Annotated in this window: 17 protein-coding genes; 10 read left to right on the forward strand and 7 right to left on the reverse strand. The window is 64.2% G+C overall.

Annotated features, from left to right (window positions below; translation table 11 throughout):
* Positions 1–15 precede the first annotated feature (15 nt).
* Positions 16–681, forward strand: coding sequence for a potassium channel family protein (locus FKB36_RS02495; protein WP_261596441.1), 666 nt, complete (start codon positions 16–18; stop codon positions 679–681).
* Here the strand turns inward: FKB36_RS02495 and FKB36_RS02500 are convergent.
* Positions 673–1,869, reverse strand: a complete 1,197-nt coding sequence (locus FKB36_RS02500) for an NAD(P)/FAD-dependent oxidoreductase (RefSeq protein ID WP_261596442.1) — start codon at positions 1,867–1,869, stop codon at positions 673–675. The two genes, FKB36_RS02495 and FKB36_RS02500, sit on opposite strands and share 9 nt — an antisense overlap.
* Positions 1,859–2,035, reverse strand: a complete 177-nt coding sequence (locus FKB36_RS02505; protein ID WP_261596443.1) for a 4Fe-4S binding protein — start codon at positions 2,033–2,035, stop codon at positions 1,859–1,861. Before FKB36_RS02505 ends, FKB36_RS02500 begins: the two co-directional genes overlap by 11 nt.
* A 187-nt stretch (positions 2,036–2,222) precedes the next feature.
* On the opposite strand from FKB36_RS02505, the gene cbiT reads away from it, so the two are divergent.
* Genes cbiT through FKB36_RS02545 form a run of 8 tightly spaced genes read left to right on the forward strand, consistent with a single transcriptional unit; the run spans position 2,223 to position 7,893 of the window.
* Positions 2,223–2,753, forward strand: coding sequence for a precorrin-6Y C5,15-methyltransferase (decarboxylating) subunit CbiT (gene cbiT, locus FKB36_RS02510; RefSeq protein ID WP_261596444.1), 531 nt, complete (start codon positions 2,223–2,225; stop codon positions 2,751–2,753).
* Positions 2,744–3,361, forward strand: a complete 618-nt coding sequence (locus FKB36_RS02515) for a cobalt-factor II C(20)-methyltransferase (protein ID WP_261596445.1) — start codon at positions 2,744–2,746, stop codon at positions 3,359–3,361. The genes cbiT and FKB36_RS02515 overlap by 10 nt, the downstream gene beginning before the upstream one ends.
* A complete protein-coding gene (locus FKB36_RS02520; protein ID WP_261596446.1) occupies positions 3,354–4,070 on the forward strand; it encodes a cobalt-precorrin-4/precorrin-4 C(11)-methyltransferase in 717 nt (238 codons plus the stop codon). The genes FKB36_RS02515 and FKB36_RS02520 overlap by 8 nt, the downstream gene beginning before the upstream one ends.
* The gene (gene cbiG / locus FKB36_RS02525; protein ID WP_261596447.1) at positions 4,067–4,939 is read left to right on the forward strand and encodes a cobalt-precorrin 5A hydrolase; all 873 of its coding nucleotides are present in this window, start codon (positions 4,067–4,069) and stop codon (positions 4,937–4,939) included. The genes FKB36_RS02520 and cbiG overlap by 4 nt, the downstream gene beginning before the upstream one ends.
* Positions 4,908–5,702 carry a precorrin-3B C(17)-methyltransferase gene (gene cobJ, locus FKB36_RS02530; RefSeq protein ID WP_261596656.1) on the forward strand — a complete coding sequence of 265 codons (795 nt, stop codon included), beginning with the start codon at positions 4,908–4,910 and terminating at the stop codon, positions 5,700–5,702. Before cbiG ends, cobJ begins: the two co-directional genes overlap by 32 nt.
* Positions 5,650–6,330, forward strand: coding sequence for a precorrin-8X methylmutase (locus tag FKB36_RS02535; protein WP_261596448.1), 681 nt, complete (start codon positions 5,650–5,652; stop codon positions 6,328–6,330). Before cobJ ends, FKB36_RS02535 begins: the two co-directional genes overlap by 53 nt.
* Positions 6,311–7,324 (forward strand): cobalt-precorrin-5B (C(1))-methyltransferase, encoded by a 1,014-nt coding sequence (locus tag FKB36_RS02540; RefSeq protein ID WP_261596657.1) that lies wholly within the window; start codon positions 6,311–6,313, stop codon positions 7,322–7,324. The genes FKB36_RS02535 and FKB36_RS02540 overlap by 20 nt, the downstream gene beginning before the upstream one ends.
* Positions 7,321–7,893, forward strand: coding sequence for a cobalt-precorrin-7 (C(5))-methyltransferase (locus FKB36_RS02545; protein WP_261596449.1), 573 nt, complete (start codon positions 7,321–7,323; stop codon positions 7,891–7,893). Before FKB36_RS02540 ends, FKB36_RS02545 begins: the two co-directional genes overlap by 4 nt.
* A 343-nt stretch (positions 7,894–8,236) precedes the next feature.
* On the opposite strand, the gene FKB36_RS02550 is transcribed toward FKB36_RS02545, so the two are convergent.
* The 3 genes from FKB36_RS02550 to FKB36_RS02560 all read right to left on the reverse strand — a co-directional run bounded on the left by FKB36_RS02550 (position 8,237) and on the right by FKB36_RS02560 (position 10,817).
* Entirely contained in the window at positions 8,237–8,551 is a 315-nt protein-coding gene (locus FKB36_RS02550) for a transposase (RefSeq protein WP_261596450.1), read from the reverse strand.
* Between the two features lie 50 nt (positions 8,552–8,601).
* On the reverse strand, positions 8,602–9,525 hold the full coding sequence (locus FKB36_RS02555; RefSeq protein ID WP_261596451.1) for a DNA adenine methylase: 924 nt from the start codon (positions 9,523–9,525) through the stop codon (positions 8,602–8,604).
* A 278-nt stretch (positions 9,526–9,803) separates the two neighbouring features.
* Entirely contained in the window at positions 9,804–10,817 is a 1,014-nt protein-coding gene (locus FKB36_RS02560) for a DNA-methyltransferase (protein ID WP_261596452.1), read from the reverse strand.
* A gap of 160 nt (positions 10,818–10,977) precedes the next feature.
* Here FKB36_RS02560 and FKB36_RS02565 point away from each other — a divergent pair, with 160 nt between their 5' ends.
* On the forward strand, positions 10,978–12,633 hold the full coding sequence (locus FKB36_RS02565) for a PAS domain S-box protein (protein ID WP_261596453.1): 1,656 nt from the start codon (positions 10,978–10,980) through the stop codon (positions 12,631–12,633).
* A gap of 68 nt (positions 12,634–12,701) precedes the next feature.
* On the opposite strand, the gene FKB36_RS02570 is transcribed toward FKB36_RS02565, so the two are convergent.
* Both FKB36_RS02570 and FKB36_RS02575 read right to left on the reverse strand, forming a co-directional pair.
* Positions 12,702–13,544, reverse strand: coding sequence for a cache domain-containing protein (locus FKB36_RS02570; RefSeq protein WP_261596454.1), 843 nt, complete (start codon positions 13,542–13,544; stop codon positions 12,702–12,704).
* Between the two features lie 80 nt (positions 13,545–13,624).
* Positions 13,625–14,338, reverse strand: coding sequence for a small multi-drug export protein (locus FKB36_RS02575; protein WP_261596455.1), 714 nt, complete (start codon positions 14,336–14,338; stop codon positions 13,625–13,627).
* Positions 14,339–14,423 lie beyond the last annotated feature (85 nt).

Genomic DNA, 14,423 nt, shown 5'->3' on the forward strand with positions numbered 1-14,423 from the left:
GTTGAATCCAGATGGATGTACACCATCATCGTCGGCCTTGGCGGAATCGGCCGGAACCTGACTGCGATCGCCGTCAACGCCGGCGACTCCGTGGTGGTGATCGACCAGGACGAGGAACGCGCGAGCGATATCCTGGAGCACTACGACGTCCTCGCCATCACCGGGAACGCGACCGATAAATCGGTGCTCGAGGACGCCGGGATCGACCGGGCGGACGCCCTGGTCGCCACGACGAGTGACGATGCAGTGAACTTGATGACCTGCTGGCTCGCGAAACGCTATGACGTCAGAAACGTCGTCTCGATCGTCAACCAGAAAGAGCACTCCGATCTCTTCAACGAGGTCGGGGTGAAGATCAGCGAGAACCCCGACGAGCTGGTGGCGACCCGTCTCTACTACTGGGCAAAGAGCCCGAACCTCCAGCAGGTCGCCTCGATCCCCGGCGGCACCATCTTCGAGATCGTCGCCGAGGAGGGTGCGCCGATCGTCGATCACGAGATCCGCGACCTCGAAGTCCGCGACTTCGTCTTCATCGCTATCCGGCGTGCGGGAGGCGACCTCATCATCCCGAGCGGCACCGTCCGTATCCGGCCGGGCGACGTCATCACGGTGTTTACGAAAAAAGAGGCGGAGACGGAGACCTTAAAGACCCTCAACAAGCAGCTGATACGCTCAGGATAGCGTATCTTTCAGCGCTTTGAGTTCGAGGAGCATTTTCGGGTTCCGCTTGATCAGTTCCTTGATGAGAGCCAGGACCGAGAACTCGCTGAAACTGATGCTTGCAATCGATTCCGCGAGGGTGTTGAGTTTCGCATCGTCGAGGGTGACGAAGTACTCCTTGACCTTGTAGTTCCGCTCGATGCCCGCGCCCATCTTCGATGCCCGCCATTCCAGGTCGTAGGGCATCAGCGCCTCCTTCGAGCAGTTGCCCGCCTCGATGCATCTTGAGGCCACCTGAGCGGCGAGCCGTCCGGTGTACATGGCGTTTCCTATCCCGCCGCCGGTGATGGGATCGACGACCCTCGCCGCGTCTCCGGCGACCATGAGCCCATCGGCAACCGTACAGGCAAGCGGCCGGCAGACAGGAACTCCGCCCACGATCATCTCGATCGTCTTTCCGTCGGGGAAGTTCTTCGCGACGAACCGGTCAAGGTAGTCCTTTGCCCGGGCACCGTCGCGGCTCATCTTTCCGGTGATCCCGATCCCGACGTTCGCCGTCCGGTCGCCCTTCGGGAAGATCCAGAGGTAGCCTTCGGGTGCGACCTCGTTGCCCAGGTAGAAGTCGGTGCAGCCCGGCTCGATATCGATATCCGTCATCACATACTGGGCGCAGCTCATCATCTCCCGGAGGGGGACGACGGTATTGAGCCCGGCCCGACGGGCGAACTGCGCCTCCGTGCCGTCGGCGGCGATGACGACCTCGGAGCGGATCTCCGCCGGCGTGCCGACCGAGAGCACCTTCGCGCCCCGGACAGCCCCGTTCTCCATGATCGGCTCGGTCGCCCGGGTCTTGACGATCACGTCCGCCCCGGCTTCGGCCGCTTGCCAGACGAGTTCGCGGTCAAAGACCTTCCGGTCGAGGACGTAGCCGACCTCGTTTCCCGCCCGGGCCTGATCGAGGCAGATGGCGGTGCCGTTCGGGGCGATGATCCGGGCACTCTCGATATCGGCGGATATCCAGCGCGGGTCGGGCCTGACGTACTCTTTCAAGAGTTCTTTGCCGATCCCCTCTGCGCACCGGACGGGCGTGCCGATCGCAGAGCGCTTCTCGATGAGGCAGACCGAGTTCCCCGCCTCGGCCGCCGTCTTTGCCGCAAGAGCGCCGGCCGGTCCGCCCCCGATGATGAGGATATCGTAGTTACTCTTCATGGTCGACCTCCAGTGCTCCGAGCGGGCACGCTCGCGCGCAGATACCGCAGGCGATGCACTCCCCCTCAAGGCTGAGGTAGGCGTCGATCAGCTCGAGCGCATCCTCGGGACAGACTGCGACGCAGGTGCCGCAATATCCGCACTTGTCTCGGTTTATCCTGAGCATTGTACACATAATGTCTTTTGTCCCGCAAAAACCTTTATGTCCCTTGCTTGAGTTGCAGCACCCGGACGTCTCGTTTTGATACCGGATTGGTGTCCCATAGTCCCGGACTGCCCGGCCCGGGCGGTGCGGCGATCGCTACGCTATTTTATAGACGTTAGCCCAAATCTATCTGGGTAACGTGAACACTATGGGATTGAAGGGTGGACCAACAGAGGACGAGGTCATGGCCGTCTCGCTCGCAAAACTCGGTATCCGTCCGGGCGACCGGGTGGTCGATCTCGGGTGCGGGACGGGGAAGGTCGCCGTCGCTCTATCGGAGACGGCGGGGCGGGTCTACGCCATCGACCGGCGGCCGGAGGCGGTCGCCTATGCCCGGGATGCGGCGACTCGCGCCGGCAGGGGCAACATCGAGTTCTTCGAGGGCGACGCGGTGGAGATCCTCCCCGGGCTGGGCCCGCTCGACGCAGCCTTCGTCGGCGGGTCCCGCCGTCTACCGGAGGTCCTCGCTCTCCTCGCCGACCAGGTGCGGGGGAGGATCGTCGTGAACGCGGTGATGGTCGGGACGCTTCATGAGGCGATAGCAACCATGCGGCGCCTCGGGATCTTTGTCGAGGCCATCCACCTCCAGGTCTCCCGGTCGGCCGATATTGCCGGCGGGACGATGTTCAAACCGATCAATCCCGTCTACATCGTCGTCGGGGGTGCCGGGTGCTCGTAGGCGTGGGGCTCGGGCCGGGCGACCCGGAACTCCTGACGCTCCGGGCGGTCAGGCTTCTGGGCGAGGCGTCGGCGGTCTTTGTCCCCGGAAACCTTGCCTACGATCTGGTGCGGCCATACCGGCCCGATGCCGCCGTCCTCAACTTCCCGATGACGAACGACGAGGGCTATATCCGCAGGTGCCTGGAGGAGAACGCCGACCGGATCGCGCCGTACGCGAGAAACGGTCTTACGGTGTTCGGGATCATCGGCGACCCGAACTTCTACTCGACGTTCTCACGGCTCTGCGAGGTGATCGCCGGACGCTACCCGGATGTCTCGTTTGCAACCGAGCCCGGGATCAGTTCCATCACCGCGTTTGCGTCGGTCGCAAACGTCCCGGTGGCCGGGGGATTCTTTGTCTCGGACGGGAACGAACAGGAGGCGCGGATCTTCATGAAGGTCCGGCGACCGGCGGCGCTCGCGGCCTCCCTCTCAGAGGAGGGCTACTCGGAGTTCGTCCTCGTCGAGCGGATGTTCATGCCGGAGCAGCGGGTCTACCGGGGGGCCGATCTCCCCGAGAAGAGCGACTACTTCTCGATCCTCTTTGCGAGGCGGTCGCATGCATAAGTTCTACATCGTGGGTGCGGGGCCGGGGGCGCCCGACCTCATCACCGTCCGGGGGATGGACCTCCTCCGGCGGGCGGATGTCCTCATCTACGCGGGTTCGCTCGTGAACCCGGCGCTTGTTGCGGAGTCGGGTGCGGGGGTGAGACTCGACAGCTGGGGGATGACACTCCCCGAGATCGTCGATGCTGTTGACGAGCACGTCCGGGCGGGGAGGCTCGTCGTCCGGCTCCACTCCGGCGATCCGGCGCTCTACGGCGCGATTGTCGAGCAGATGGCGGAACTCGAGCGGCGCGGGATCGAGGCCGAGATCGTCCCGGGAGTCTCGTCGCTCTTTGCGGCCGCTGCAGCCCTGAAGACCCAGTTCACCCTCCGTGACGTCTCCGAGAGCCTGGTCGTCACCCGCCCGGCGGGGGCGACGCTTGAGGCCGACCTGATCCCCGAGTTCTCCCGCCTCGGGCAGACGATGGTGATCTTCCTCGGGACGGAGCGGATGGAGGAGGTCCTCGCGCGGGTGGAGTGCCCGCCCGAGACCCCGGCGGCGGTCGTCTACCACGCTTCCTGGCCCGACCAGAAGGTCGTCCGGGGGACGGTGGCTGATATCGCACAAAAGGCCCGGGAGGCCGGGATCGAGCGGACGGCGCTGATCGTCATCGGGAAGGCGATCGAAGGGGCAACGTCCGGGTTCGGGAGGTCGGTCCTCTACTCATGACCCGGACGGTCGTGATCGCGCTCGAGCGGTTCCTCCCCGACGCCCGCCGGATCGCGGATGCTCTCGGCGCCGACGTCCTTCCCTACGGCCCGGATGCCTTCCGTGCGGCGTTTGCCGGCTACTCCCGGATCGTCGCCCTGATGTCGGCCGGGATCGCTGTGCGGGGGATCGCGCCCCTCCTCACCGAGAAGTGGCGCGACCCGGCGGTGGTGGTGGTCGGGCCAGACCTGCGGTATGCCGTCCCGGTCGTCGGCGGGCACCACGGCGGAAACGACCTTGCCCGGGAACTCGCCGCCCTCGGGATTGAGGCAGTGATCACGACCGCGACCGAGACGCGAGGAAGGGAGTCGGTCGAGGGGATAGCCGCCCGCACGGGCTATGACGTCGTGAACCGCGACTCCACGAGGGCGGTGAACGCCGCGATACTGGACGGCGACGTGCCCCTCTATGCGGTCACCGGCCCCGGGATCGTCGTCGCGGGCCCGGCCGTCTCCCTCCTCGTCCGGGAGGGGGAGTACATCGTCGGTATCGGGTGCCGGAAGGGCGTCGGCGCGACCGAGGTGGCAGGAGCCGTCCGGCAGGCACTCACAGAGGCCGGGATAGCCGAGGGCGAGGTCCTCGTCTATGCGACGACCACACAGAAGCGTGGGGAGGAAGGACTCCTCCGGGCTGTTGCCGACCTCGGCGGTAACCTTGTCTTCCTGGACGACGAAACGTTGAACGCACAGGAGGCACCTTCTCCCTCGCGGGCCTCCCTGATCGGGCTTTCCGGGGTCGCGGAACCCGCGGCCCTCGCGGCCTCGAAGCGCAAGGTTCTGGTTCTTGCCAAACAGACGTATGGTGGTGTCACGGTTGCAATCGCACGATAACAGGGGAAAACTCTACGTCGTCGGCACCGGCCCCGGCGACCTGTTGCAGATGACACCCCGCGCCTTAAAAGCCCTTGGCGAGGCAGACTGCGTCATCGGCAACGGGTTCTACCTCGATCTCGTCGAGCCGATGCTCGCCGGAAAAGAGGTGATCCGGAGCAGCATGGGCAAGGAGGTCGACCGGGCCTCACGCGCGCTCGAACTCGCACGCGACCGTGTCGTCGCGATGGTGAGCGGCGGCGATGCCGGGGTCTACGGGATGGCGAGCATCGTGCTCGAGGTGGCCGAACGGTCGGGCACGACGGTAGCGGTCGAGATCATCCCCGGGATAACGGCCGCAGTCTCGGCGGGGGCACGGCTTGGTTCGCCGCTCTCGGGCGACTACGTCACGATGAGCCTCTCGGACCTCCTGACCCCCCGGGAGGAGATCGAGCGGAGGCTCGATCTTGCGTTCCGGATGCGGGTGCCGGTCGTCCTCTATAACCCGAGATCACGGGGGAGGCCGCACAACCTCGATGCGGCGGTCGCGATCGCCCGCCGCCACCTCCCGGAGACGACACCGGTCGGGGTGATCAAGAACGCCTACCGGGAGGGGGAGGAGCGGTTGATCACGACGCTTCGGGAGTTCAACGACCACTTCGCCTTCGTGGACATGCATTCGATCGTTTTTATCGGCGGAGAAGAGACCAGGATCTGGAGGGATGAGACTGATGCAAGAGGAATCATCACGCCCCGGGGATATCACCGGAAGTACGTATACTGACCTTGCGGCGGTCACGCCGGAGGCCTACGCGATAGCGAGCACGAGCCGGAACCTGGCCCGGGAGCGGGTGGGGAACGTCACCCTCGAAGACCGGATACGGCAGCGGTGCTCGGTCGCGGTCGGCGACTTTGCGATGGCCGATCTCATGCGCTTCTCCGGCGACCCGGTGGAGGCAGGCGTCTCCGCACTCGGGCGGGAGGCGCCGATCATAACCGATATCCGGATGGTGCAGGCGGGCATCCTGAAACGCGGGCACGCAAGCGAGGTCGTCTGCGCCCTCGACTACGGCGAGGATATCGCCCGCGAGCGCGGGATCACCCGGACGTCGGCGGGCTTTCTCGCCCTGCGCGACCGGCTGGAGGGCTCGATCGTGGTGATCGGGAACGCTCCTTCGGCGCTCCTCGTCGTCTGCGAGATGATCCGGGAAGGAGTCCGCCCGGCGCTGGTCGTCGGAACTCCGGTGGGGTTCGTGAACGCCGCGGAGTCGAAGGAAGCGCTCCGCGCCCTTGAGATCCCGTCGGTCTCGAACGCCGGCACCCGGGGCGGGACGCCGGTCGCGGTGGCGGCGGCAAACGAGATCATCACGATCCATGCCGAGCGTGGAGGCCATGCGGGACCCGGTTACTGACTTCGAGTATCCCGCGGCATGGGTGGCGGCCTGCCGCTCCCCGGCCCTTCTCGACGACGTCCGGCGTGGTCTCGCGGTCCTGACCGCATCGGGAACGATCCTCCGCCGGGGGTTCTCGACCGGGACGACGGCAGCCGCGGTTTGCAAGGCTGCCGTCCTCTCGCTCGCCTGCGAGACCGTCCGGGAGGTGGAGGTCACCCTCCCCTGCGGCGTCGCGGTCCGGCTCCCGGTCGACGGCTACCGCGGGCAGGCGTCCTGCCGCAAGGACGCCGGTGACTACACCGCCGACGTGACGGGAGGGCTTGAGTTCGTCGCGATGGCGGCCCCTTCTCTCTCGGGCGGCGTCCAGTTCGTCCCCGGCGAGGGCATCGGGAGTTTCGCCCGCGACACTCCCCGCCACCGGCAGGGGGCGCCCGCGATCAGCGTCCCGGCCCTCGCCTGCATCCGGCGCTCCATCGACGAGGCGGCGGCGGAGGCGGATATCTCCGGGGTCACGGTCATCCTCACCATTCCCCGGGGTGCGGAGGTGGCGCAGAAGACGCTGAACCCGCGGATAGGGGTGCAGGCCGGTATATCCGTCCTCGGGACGACCGGGTTCGTGGAGCCCTGGGACGACCACATGACGGAGGGGGTGATCGACCGTATCGCCCGGGCTCCCGGGGCGGTCGTGCTGACGACCGGGAGGCTCGGCCTGCGCTACTCGCGTCTCCTCTTCCCGGACCGCGAGGCGATCCTGGTCGGAAACAGACTCGAGGAGGCGCTCCGGGCGACCGACGGCGACACCGTGATCTGCGGGCTGCCCGGCCTGATCCTGAAGTTCATGAACCCCGACGTCCTCGCGGGGACCGGGTGCGCGACGGTGGAGGAGCTCTCGGCGACCCCGCTCTGGGAGGAGACGGTCGACCGGGAACTTCGCTCGTTCCAGGCCCGCTACCCCCGGGTCAGGGTCGTGATCGTCGACCGCGACGGCCGGGTGATCGGTGAGTCGCCGTGAAGATCGTCGGGGTGGGCTGCGGCCCGGGGATGCTAACCAAGGAGGCGGCGGGTGCCATCGCGGGTGCGTCGCTCGTCTACGGCTCGGCCCGGGCGATCGCGCTTGCCCGCGACGCCATCCCGCCGGACTCCGAGGTGCACGAGATCGCGGATTACCGGAGCCTTTGCACCCTCCCCGACCATGCGGTCGTCCTCTCGACCGGGGACCCGATGCTTGCGGGCCTGGGTTACCTCCCGGGGGAGGTCGTTCCGGGGATATCCTCACTCCAGGTCGCGTCTGCCCGCCTGAAGGTTCCACTGGCGCGGGTCGTGGTCGTCTCCGCCCACGGGAAGGATCACGCCCGGGCGATAGCCGGGGCCCGGGAGGAGACGCTCGCGGGGCGGGTGGTCTTCCTCATCGCCGACCCCGCCTTCGACGTCGAGGCGTTTGCGGCCGCTCTCCCACCGGAGACCCGGCTTGCCGTCTGCGAGGATCTCGGCTACCCTGATGAACGGATCGCCGTCGGGACGGCGGCAGAGCCCCCGGTGCCCCGGGGCGAACTCTATGTGGTGGTGGCGGGAGAGTTTTAGAAAGCGTCCGATCCGGATACATCACCAGAGGATAGGAGATACATCCTCTTCCGGGTTTGAAGTCTCAGTAATTCGCTAATTTCGGTGCCCGACACTGAGCAATGTGATAATTCGGCCTCACGCGAAGAACGCGAAGCCGCGAAGGGGAGTCACCCAATCTGTCAACCGATCTTCGCGTTCTTCGCGGCTTCGCGTGAGACAGTCTGGTTGAGTACCGGAACGGCCTCGCGTGAGGTTCTGTCGATATCCCCCCAATTCGCTCGCATGAAGGCACGAAGAACGCGAAGAGACCTGTAGAATACTGAACGTCACGCTATTCCGCGGGCGGCTGGAGTTATACGCTCTAGACTGCGGAAGCCGCGAGGTCCGCCGCGACGATCTTCTCCTTCCTGAACTCATAGCCCGACCGGAGGAGGTCGAGGAAGATCGCCTGGTACGCCCCCCGCTCGCAGAGTTCCAGGTGGTAGCGGTGCACCGTTGACTTTGTCCCGTACTTCGCCGGCACGTCGCTCCAGGCGCACCCGGTGGTGAGCACGTAGAGAACCCCGTTGAAGAGGCGCCGGGGATCCCGCCGGGGCCTCCCGATATGGGGTTTTTGGGGCGGGAGGTGCCTTTGCACGATCTCCCAGAGATCGTCGTCGATCTCCCGAAACGTCATGGTGCCGCATATCCCGGCGAGGTCTTATAGTTTTGGGACGCCTCAAGGGCTCACGCGGATTCGTAGTTCATGACGATGATCTCGTGGACCTCTCCCCGTTTCGTCCCGTCGCAGTTGATCGCCCTCCTCGCCGGGACCCGGTCGATGCGGTACCCGCCGTAGAGGTCGTCGAAGAACCCGTCCTCCGGGTCGATGTTCTTCGGGTCCGAGTTGCTCAGCATGAGTCTTGCGCCCTTTGTATCGCAGCGTGCGTAGAACGTCGCAAGGCGCCTCTGCTCCTCGTCGGAGAACCTGTTCTTCGAGTACTGCGTGAACGAGGATGTCCGGTTCAGCGGCCGGTAGGGCGGGTCGAAGTAGACGAAGGAGTCTTTTGAGATATACGGCTCCGCCTGCGTGAAGTCGCCGAGATGGATCGTCGTGTTCCGGAACGCGAGCGAATCGGCCAGGAGGACCTCTTCGTGCAGTATCTTCGGCGTTCTGTACCTGCCGAACGGGACGTTGAACCCGCCCCGGGAGTTCACCCGGTAGAGGCCGTTGAAGCACGTCCGGTTGAGGAAGATGAACCGTCCGGCACGTTCGATCCCCCCTTCGCCGTACCCGGTAGGACCAATCTCCTTCTTCTCGCGGTTGAACGCATCCCGCACGGCGTAGTAGTAATCCCTCCGCCCCGGTTCGTCTTTCGAGAGAAACTCGTCCTCAACCTCGCGCAGGTATTCGATGAGGCTGGAGACGTCGTTCTTTACGACGGTATAGGCGAGGACGAGATCCTCGTTGATGTCGAAGAGGTGGCACTCCCTGAACGCAAAGGTGCTGTTGAAGTGAAAATAGACCGCCCCGCCGCCCATGAACGGTTCGACGAAGACCGGAAGGGTTCCTTCGGTGAGTTCCTGCGGAACCCTCGCGGTGAACGCATCGAGCAGTTGCGCCTTTCCGCCTGCCCACTTGAGGAACGGTCGTGCGGTGGTTGTCGCCATCGGTCTCTTCTCATCGGGATGAATGATGGAGGAGAGGTTGGCCTCGAAGGGCATTAGCGTTGTCCGTCTCCCGCATCGGTTTCAGCCGCTACTTACCGCCCGTCCGAACGCCCTGCTTTTGGGCTTTGTTGAACCCCTCCCTCAGAGGACGAATCACCTCCAGATTGTCTATGCATCACCGATTCACGCGAAGACGCGAAGAACGCGAAGGAGTCCATCAGTACCCATCCAGCCTTCGCGCCTTCGCGTGAGGCCACATCACTGACTTCTATTGGAAATCAGGTACTATCCAGAGATTGTGGAAAGCATTTCAACCGCGCTGTTTTTTTCAGCATCTTCTCGATTGCCCACCGGCCCCGGCCGAGTTCTTCTCCCAGGATCTCGACTGCTCTCTTCTTCGTCTCGCCGGACTCGATGAGTCGGGCAAACCGGGAGACCAGGATCTCGCGGTCGGTATCCGTCCAGGGTTTGCCCCGGTTCGCCGGTCCCTCTCTCCCCGGCGTCCTCATCGATGGGAGGAGGTATCCGGGTCTGATCTCCCGCAACTCGCTTATCCGGAGATCGAATATCGGCTCCGATATCTCAAACCCGGTCGCCCGGCGGTTGAGGCCGATGGCCGTTCTCACGGTCGAGAACCCGCCGAGAAACATATCGCAGACGAGATCCCCCTCGTTGCTGCTGTACTGGAGCATCTTTACGAGCAGTTCCATCGGCAGTTCGTTCTTGTTCTTCGCCTGCCCCGGTTTGTACTCGCGGTTGATGCACCAGACGTCCTCGCGGTCGCGGTAGTTGGGCGATCGGCCGTCCGGTGTCTTCTCCCCGGTTCCGTAGCGAGACTCCAGGTTGAATGTCCTCTCACCGCCGGGTTTCTCGTAGTAGAGGATGTGGTAGTGGGAAGAGACGTACTTTCTGCTCGTGTAGACGCCGAAGTTGTAGCGCCAGATGATATGGTTGACCTCGCGGAGCCCTGTCTCGCGCAGGGCGTGGAGGATGTGGTAGAGGTTCGTGTAGCCCGAGACGATATAGATCGACCCGCCCGGCCTGAGGATCCGCCCCGCCTCCCGGACCCATTCCCGGCTGAACTCACCGTATTCTGATGCGGGAACCTCGATGTAGCCCCCGACGACGAACCTCTCGTCCCGGTTGTAGTGCTGGTGCAGCCGGTCGCCGTTGATGCCGTAGGGGGGGTCGGTGATGATCAGGTCGACCGAATCGTCGGGGATATGCTTCCTTGCCCCCGCGATGCAGTCGCCGTTGTAGAAGGTGTTGCCGTTGACCTCATCATACCTCATGTGCATCTTCCCCGGGATCAAACGTAGATCTGGTGGGTCCTGCGACAATATGAGTGTGATTCCATCCCGGCACCGGCGCTGCACCCAGGGGACCCCGCTCCCGTAACCTGCGCAGTTTTATACGATCGGGTATGAATGTCAATTGAGAGCCGGTGAGGAAATGCCCTCCGGACATCACATGATGGGACGTTTCGAGGAGATAGAGGCCCCATCCTCCGCCGAAGCGGGGGAGAGCGGGAAGGATGAAGCGGAGGCGCTCCGTAAGCGTGTAGCGGAGCTCCAGGCCGATATCGAGATGTTCCGGCGCGAAAACGCCTTACTCAGGTCGCTCAAGGGTGCGCTGCGGAAGAGCGAGGAGCGTTACCGGCGGCTCTTCGAGGACGCCCTCACCGGCAATTTCCTCGCCACCGTCGATGGCCGGATCCTCGCCTGCAATCTGACATTTGTCCGAATCTTCGGGTTTGCCTCCATAGATGAAGCGCTGAGCACGAACATCCGGGATCTCTATGCCGACCCCGATGACCGGGACCGGCTCCTTGAGCGCCTCCGGGGGGAGGGGAAAGTCGAGAACGAGGGCAGGGTGCGGAAGCGTCGGGACGGCGCTCATATCCACGTCGTCGAGAACCTGGTCGGGCGCTTCGATGCGAACGGCAACCTCTCGGAGATCCAGGGCTATGTCTATGATGATTCGGAGCGTAAACGCACCGAGGATGCCCTGCGCGAGAGTGAAGAGCGGTTCCGGGCGGTTATCGAGAACTCGCTCGATGCGGCCTATCAGCGCAACCTGCAGACGGACCGCTACGATTACATGAGTCCGGTCATCGAGGAGCTCCTCGGGTTCACCCCGGAGGAGATGGCCGCGATGGATATCGATGAGGTCATGGATCGCATTCACCCCCAGGACCGTCCGGTGATCGAAGACGATCTCTGTGAGTCTGTCCTCAGGACGAGAGGGTTCCTCGTATACCGGTTCCGGGGGAAGGACGAGCAGTACCGCTGGCTCGAAGATCACTTCACGGTAACCTGTGATCCCGGCGGCCGGCCGCTTTACCGGGGCGGCATCGTCCGCGACATCACCGGGCGCAAGGCGGCAGAAGGGGAACTCACCCGGGTCAACCGGGATCTGACGTCCGCTCACCGGGAGGCAAACCTCTACCTGGATATCCTGACCCACGACATCGGGAACACCGAGGATGTCTCGAACCTCTATACCGAACTGCTCACCGGCACCGTGGAAGGCGAGGCGGCCGGGTACCTGGCGAACCTGAAGCGGAGCATAGCAAAGAGCATCGAGATCCTCGGCACCGTCACGAAGATCCGGCAGATACACGCCGGACCCCCTATCCTCTGCCCGATTGATATCGATGCGGTCATCAGGGCGGAGATCGACCACTTCCCGAATATACCCATCACCTACGCGGGAACCACGGCCACGGTCCTCGCCGATGACCTCCTCTCCGAGGTCTTCACGAACCTGATCGGGAATGCCGTAAAGCACGGCGGCCCCGGCGTCACCGTGACCGTCCGGGTCGAAGAGCAGAACGGCGAGGCACGGGTGACGGTCGCGGATACCGGCCGGGGCGTCCCGGACGACCAGAAAGAAGAGATATTCCACCGCTACGAGAGAAAGCAGCGAGGCGTGGGCCAGGGGCTCGGGCTCTACCTCGCGCAGATCCTCATCGACCGTTACGGGGGCAGGATCTGGGTGGAAGACCGGGTGCCGGGCAGCCCCGGGGAGGGGGCGGCGTTTGTCCTCCTGCTCCGGGAGGTGGATGGTGTGGCGGTGCGGTCATGGGATGAGAGAACGGGGAGGTGAAACCTGCTCTCATGGGGCCACTCAATCCACGAGGATCCGGTTGGCCTCCGGCATCTGCCCCTTTCTTCTTACTCAACCACCCGGATCACCGCCACCCTCCACTCTACCCCGTGGAGTCCGGTCGTCGTCCAGGCTATCGCTTTCTGCACCGTTTCCGCGCCGTCGGCGGCAAACCCGTAGGCCGCAGTGCCGTAACGCTCGTCGACGACCCGGCGGGCCGCGTCCTGCAGGTCGGGCGAGTCCGCATAGAGCGGGTCTTCAAACGTCATCTTTCCTGCCTGAGCCGGGTCGGTGTCGTAGAGCACCCGCCCGTCCGTCTGGACGACCATCACCTGGTAAGGGGTGCCGTTCGCCGCCGGGTCGGCGATGCCTGCGATCAGGTCATACGGTCGGAAGACGATTGAGGCAAACCCGACGAACCGGCTTTCGTTCGTAAAGATGGGTGCCACGATGACCGTCGCCGGGATCTCTTCCGCGACCGTGATCACCTCGCTCATGATCGGCCGCTTCGTCGCGAGGATATGCCGGACATGGGCCTGGCCACCGATCTCCGCACCCTCGACGCCGCGATATGCCGCCGGTTCGGCGGCGAGGATCGTGCCGTTCGCGTCGCTGACCGTGCAGTCGATGATCGACGGGTCGGTAGCGGAGAGGTTCAGGAGGGTCCCGCGGGCCGCGGTGTCGTTGAGGCCCGTACTCCCGAGGTTGTAGGCCGCGTGGCTCAATCGACCGTCAAGGGCCTCGAGCGCCACGGTGATATCGGACTGCAGATGCATGAGGAGCATCGCCGCATCTTCTTCGGCTACGGAGGTGGGCGGCGGCGCCGGCTGATTCAGCGCCGCAAAACCGGCGCCGACGGCGACCAGAATCGCAAGGGCGGTGATGATCCACGGGTATAGTTGAGCATTCATCGAAACCACTCGGTACTGGAAAAGAGGACTGCAGGAGATTTAAGGCCTGCGAAATTGCTCTTTTACTCTATCTGCGGCCATCAGGGCGTTCTGCTCCGGAGACGCTTTTTATGCGCACGCCATCCCACGACGGCGGCCACGACGGCGACGATGATCGTGATCAGGATGCCGATCGCGAGCGTCGGGTCCTGCCGGTAGACGTCCAGGAGCACGTCGGAGCCGAGGGCAAAGACGAGACAGGAGGTGAGCGACCCGATGCAGACGCAACCAAAAACCCGGTTATTGTTCAGCCCGAGCAACCGGCCGAGGACCGACCCGTTCATTGCCCCGGTCCCCTGGAGCGGGAAGAAGACGAAGAGGATGAGCCCGATCGTCGAGAACCGGCGGAGCCAGGGCTGGCTCTCGGTATAATTCCTGCCAATCGTCATACCGCTCTCGAGGAGCCGGCCGATGATCGGGATCTTCAGTGCCAGCTCGAAGTTCCAGACGACAAAGAGAGAGACGGCAACGTCGAGGAGGAAGATAACGAGCGTGATAAGCCACCAGGGGTAACCCAGGACGACCGCGAGCGGGATGATCGTCTCCTTCCCGGCCGGGGGGACGAAGTAAGCGGCGACCAGCCCGGAGATGATGAGGAACTGTTCATAGGGCTCGATCAGATAAAGGGCTGCAAAGACGGCCGGGATGAGGGCAAGCGGGAGAACGAACTTTATGGAGCCGACAAGGTAGGGGTTTGCGACGAGGTCTTTGTAGCCCTCCGGTCTGGGTGTATCGGTCATATCGTCTGCGCTCATAGGTGGATCCCCGGCGGGGAGATACTCAATTCAGGTTAGGATTTTGGGGTTAATACGTTATCTACAGAGATTCCAGCAGGTTCAA

It is taken from the genome of Methanoculleus formosensis, from assembly GCF_025384765.1.
Taxonomy (GTDB): Archaea; Halobacteriota; Methanomicrobia; order Methanomicrobiales; family Methanoculleaceae; genus Methanoculleus; species Methanoculleus formosensis.

Coding starts and splice junctions, on each gene's coding strand:
- FKB36_RS02520 (WP_261596446.1), top strand. CDS start 3,354: ATGCATAAGTTCTACATCGTGGGTGCGGGGCCGGGGGCGCCCGACCTC.
- cbiG (WP_261596447.1), top strand. CDS start 4,067: ATGACCCGGACGGTCGTGATCGCGCTCGAGCGGTTCCTCCCCGACGCC.
- FKB36_RS02505 (WP_261596443.1), bottom strand. CDS start 2,035: ATGCTCAGGATAAACCGAGACAAGTGCGGATATTGCGGCACCTGCGTC.
- FKB36_RS02575 (WP_261596455.1), bottom strand. CDS start 14,338: ATGAGCGCAGACGATATGACCGATACACCCAGACCGGAGGGCTACAAA.
- FKB36_RS02555 (WP_261596451.1), bottom strand. CDS start 9,525: ATGGCGACAACCACCGCACGACCGTTCCTCAAGTGGGCAGGCGGAAAG.
- FKB36_RS02500 (WP_261596442.1), bottom strand. CDS start 1,869: ATGAAGAGTAACTACGATATCCTCATCATCGGGGGCGGACCGGCCGGC.
- cobJ (WP_261596656.1), top strand. CDS start 4,908: ATGGTGGTGTCACGGTTGCAATCGCACGATAACAGGGGAAAACTCTAC.
- FKB36_RS02550 (WP_261596450.1), bottom strand. CDS start 8,551: ATGACGTTTCGGGAGATCGACGACGATCTCTGGGAGATCGTGCAAAGG.
- FKB36_RS02570 (WP_261596454.1), bottom strand. CDS start 13,544: ATGAATGCTCAACTATACCCGTGGATCATCACCGCCCTTGCGATTCTG.
- FKB36_RS02540 (WP_261596657.1), top strand. CDS start 6,311: ATGCGGGACCCGGTTACTGACTTCGAGTATCCCGCGGCATGGGTGGCG.
- cbiT (WP_261596444.1), top strand. CDS start 2,223: ATGGGATTGAAGGGTGGACCAACAGAGGACGAGGTCATGGCCGTCTCG.
- FKB36_RS02495 (WP_261596441.1), top strand. CDS start 16: ATGTACACCATCATCGTCGGCCTTGGCGGAATCGGCCGGAACCTGACT.
- FKB36_RS02565 (WP_261596453.1), top strand. CDS start 10,978: ATGCCCTCCGGACATCACATGATGGGACGTTTCGAGGAGATAGAGGCC.
- FKB36_RS02535 (WP_261596448.1), top strand. CDS start 5,650: ATGCAAGAGGAATCATCACGCCCCGGGGATATCACCGGAAGTACGTAT.
- FKB36_RS02560 (WP_261596452.1), bottom strand. CDS start 10,817: ATGAGGTATGATGAGGTCAACGGCAACACCTTCTACAACGGCGACTGC.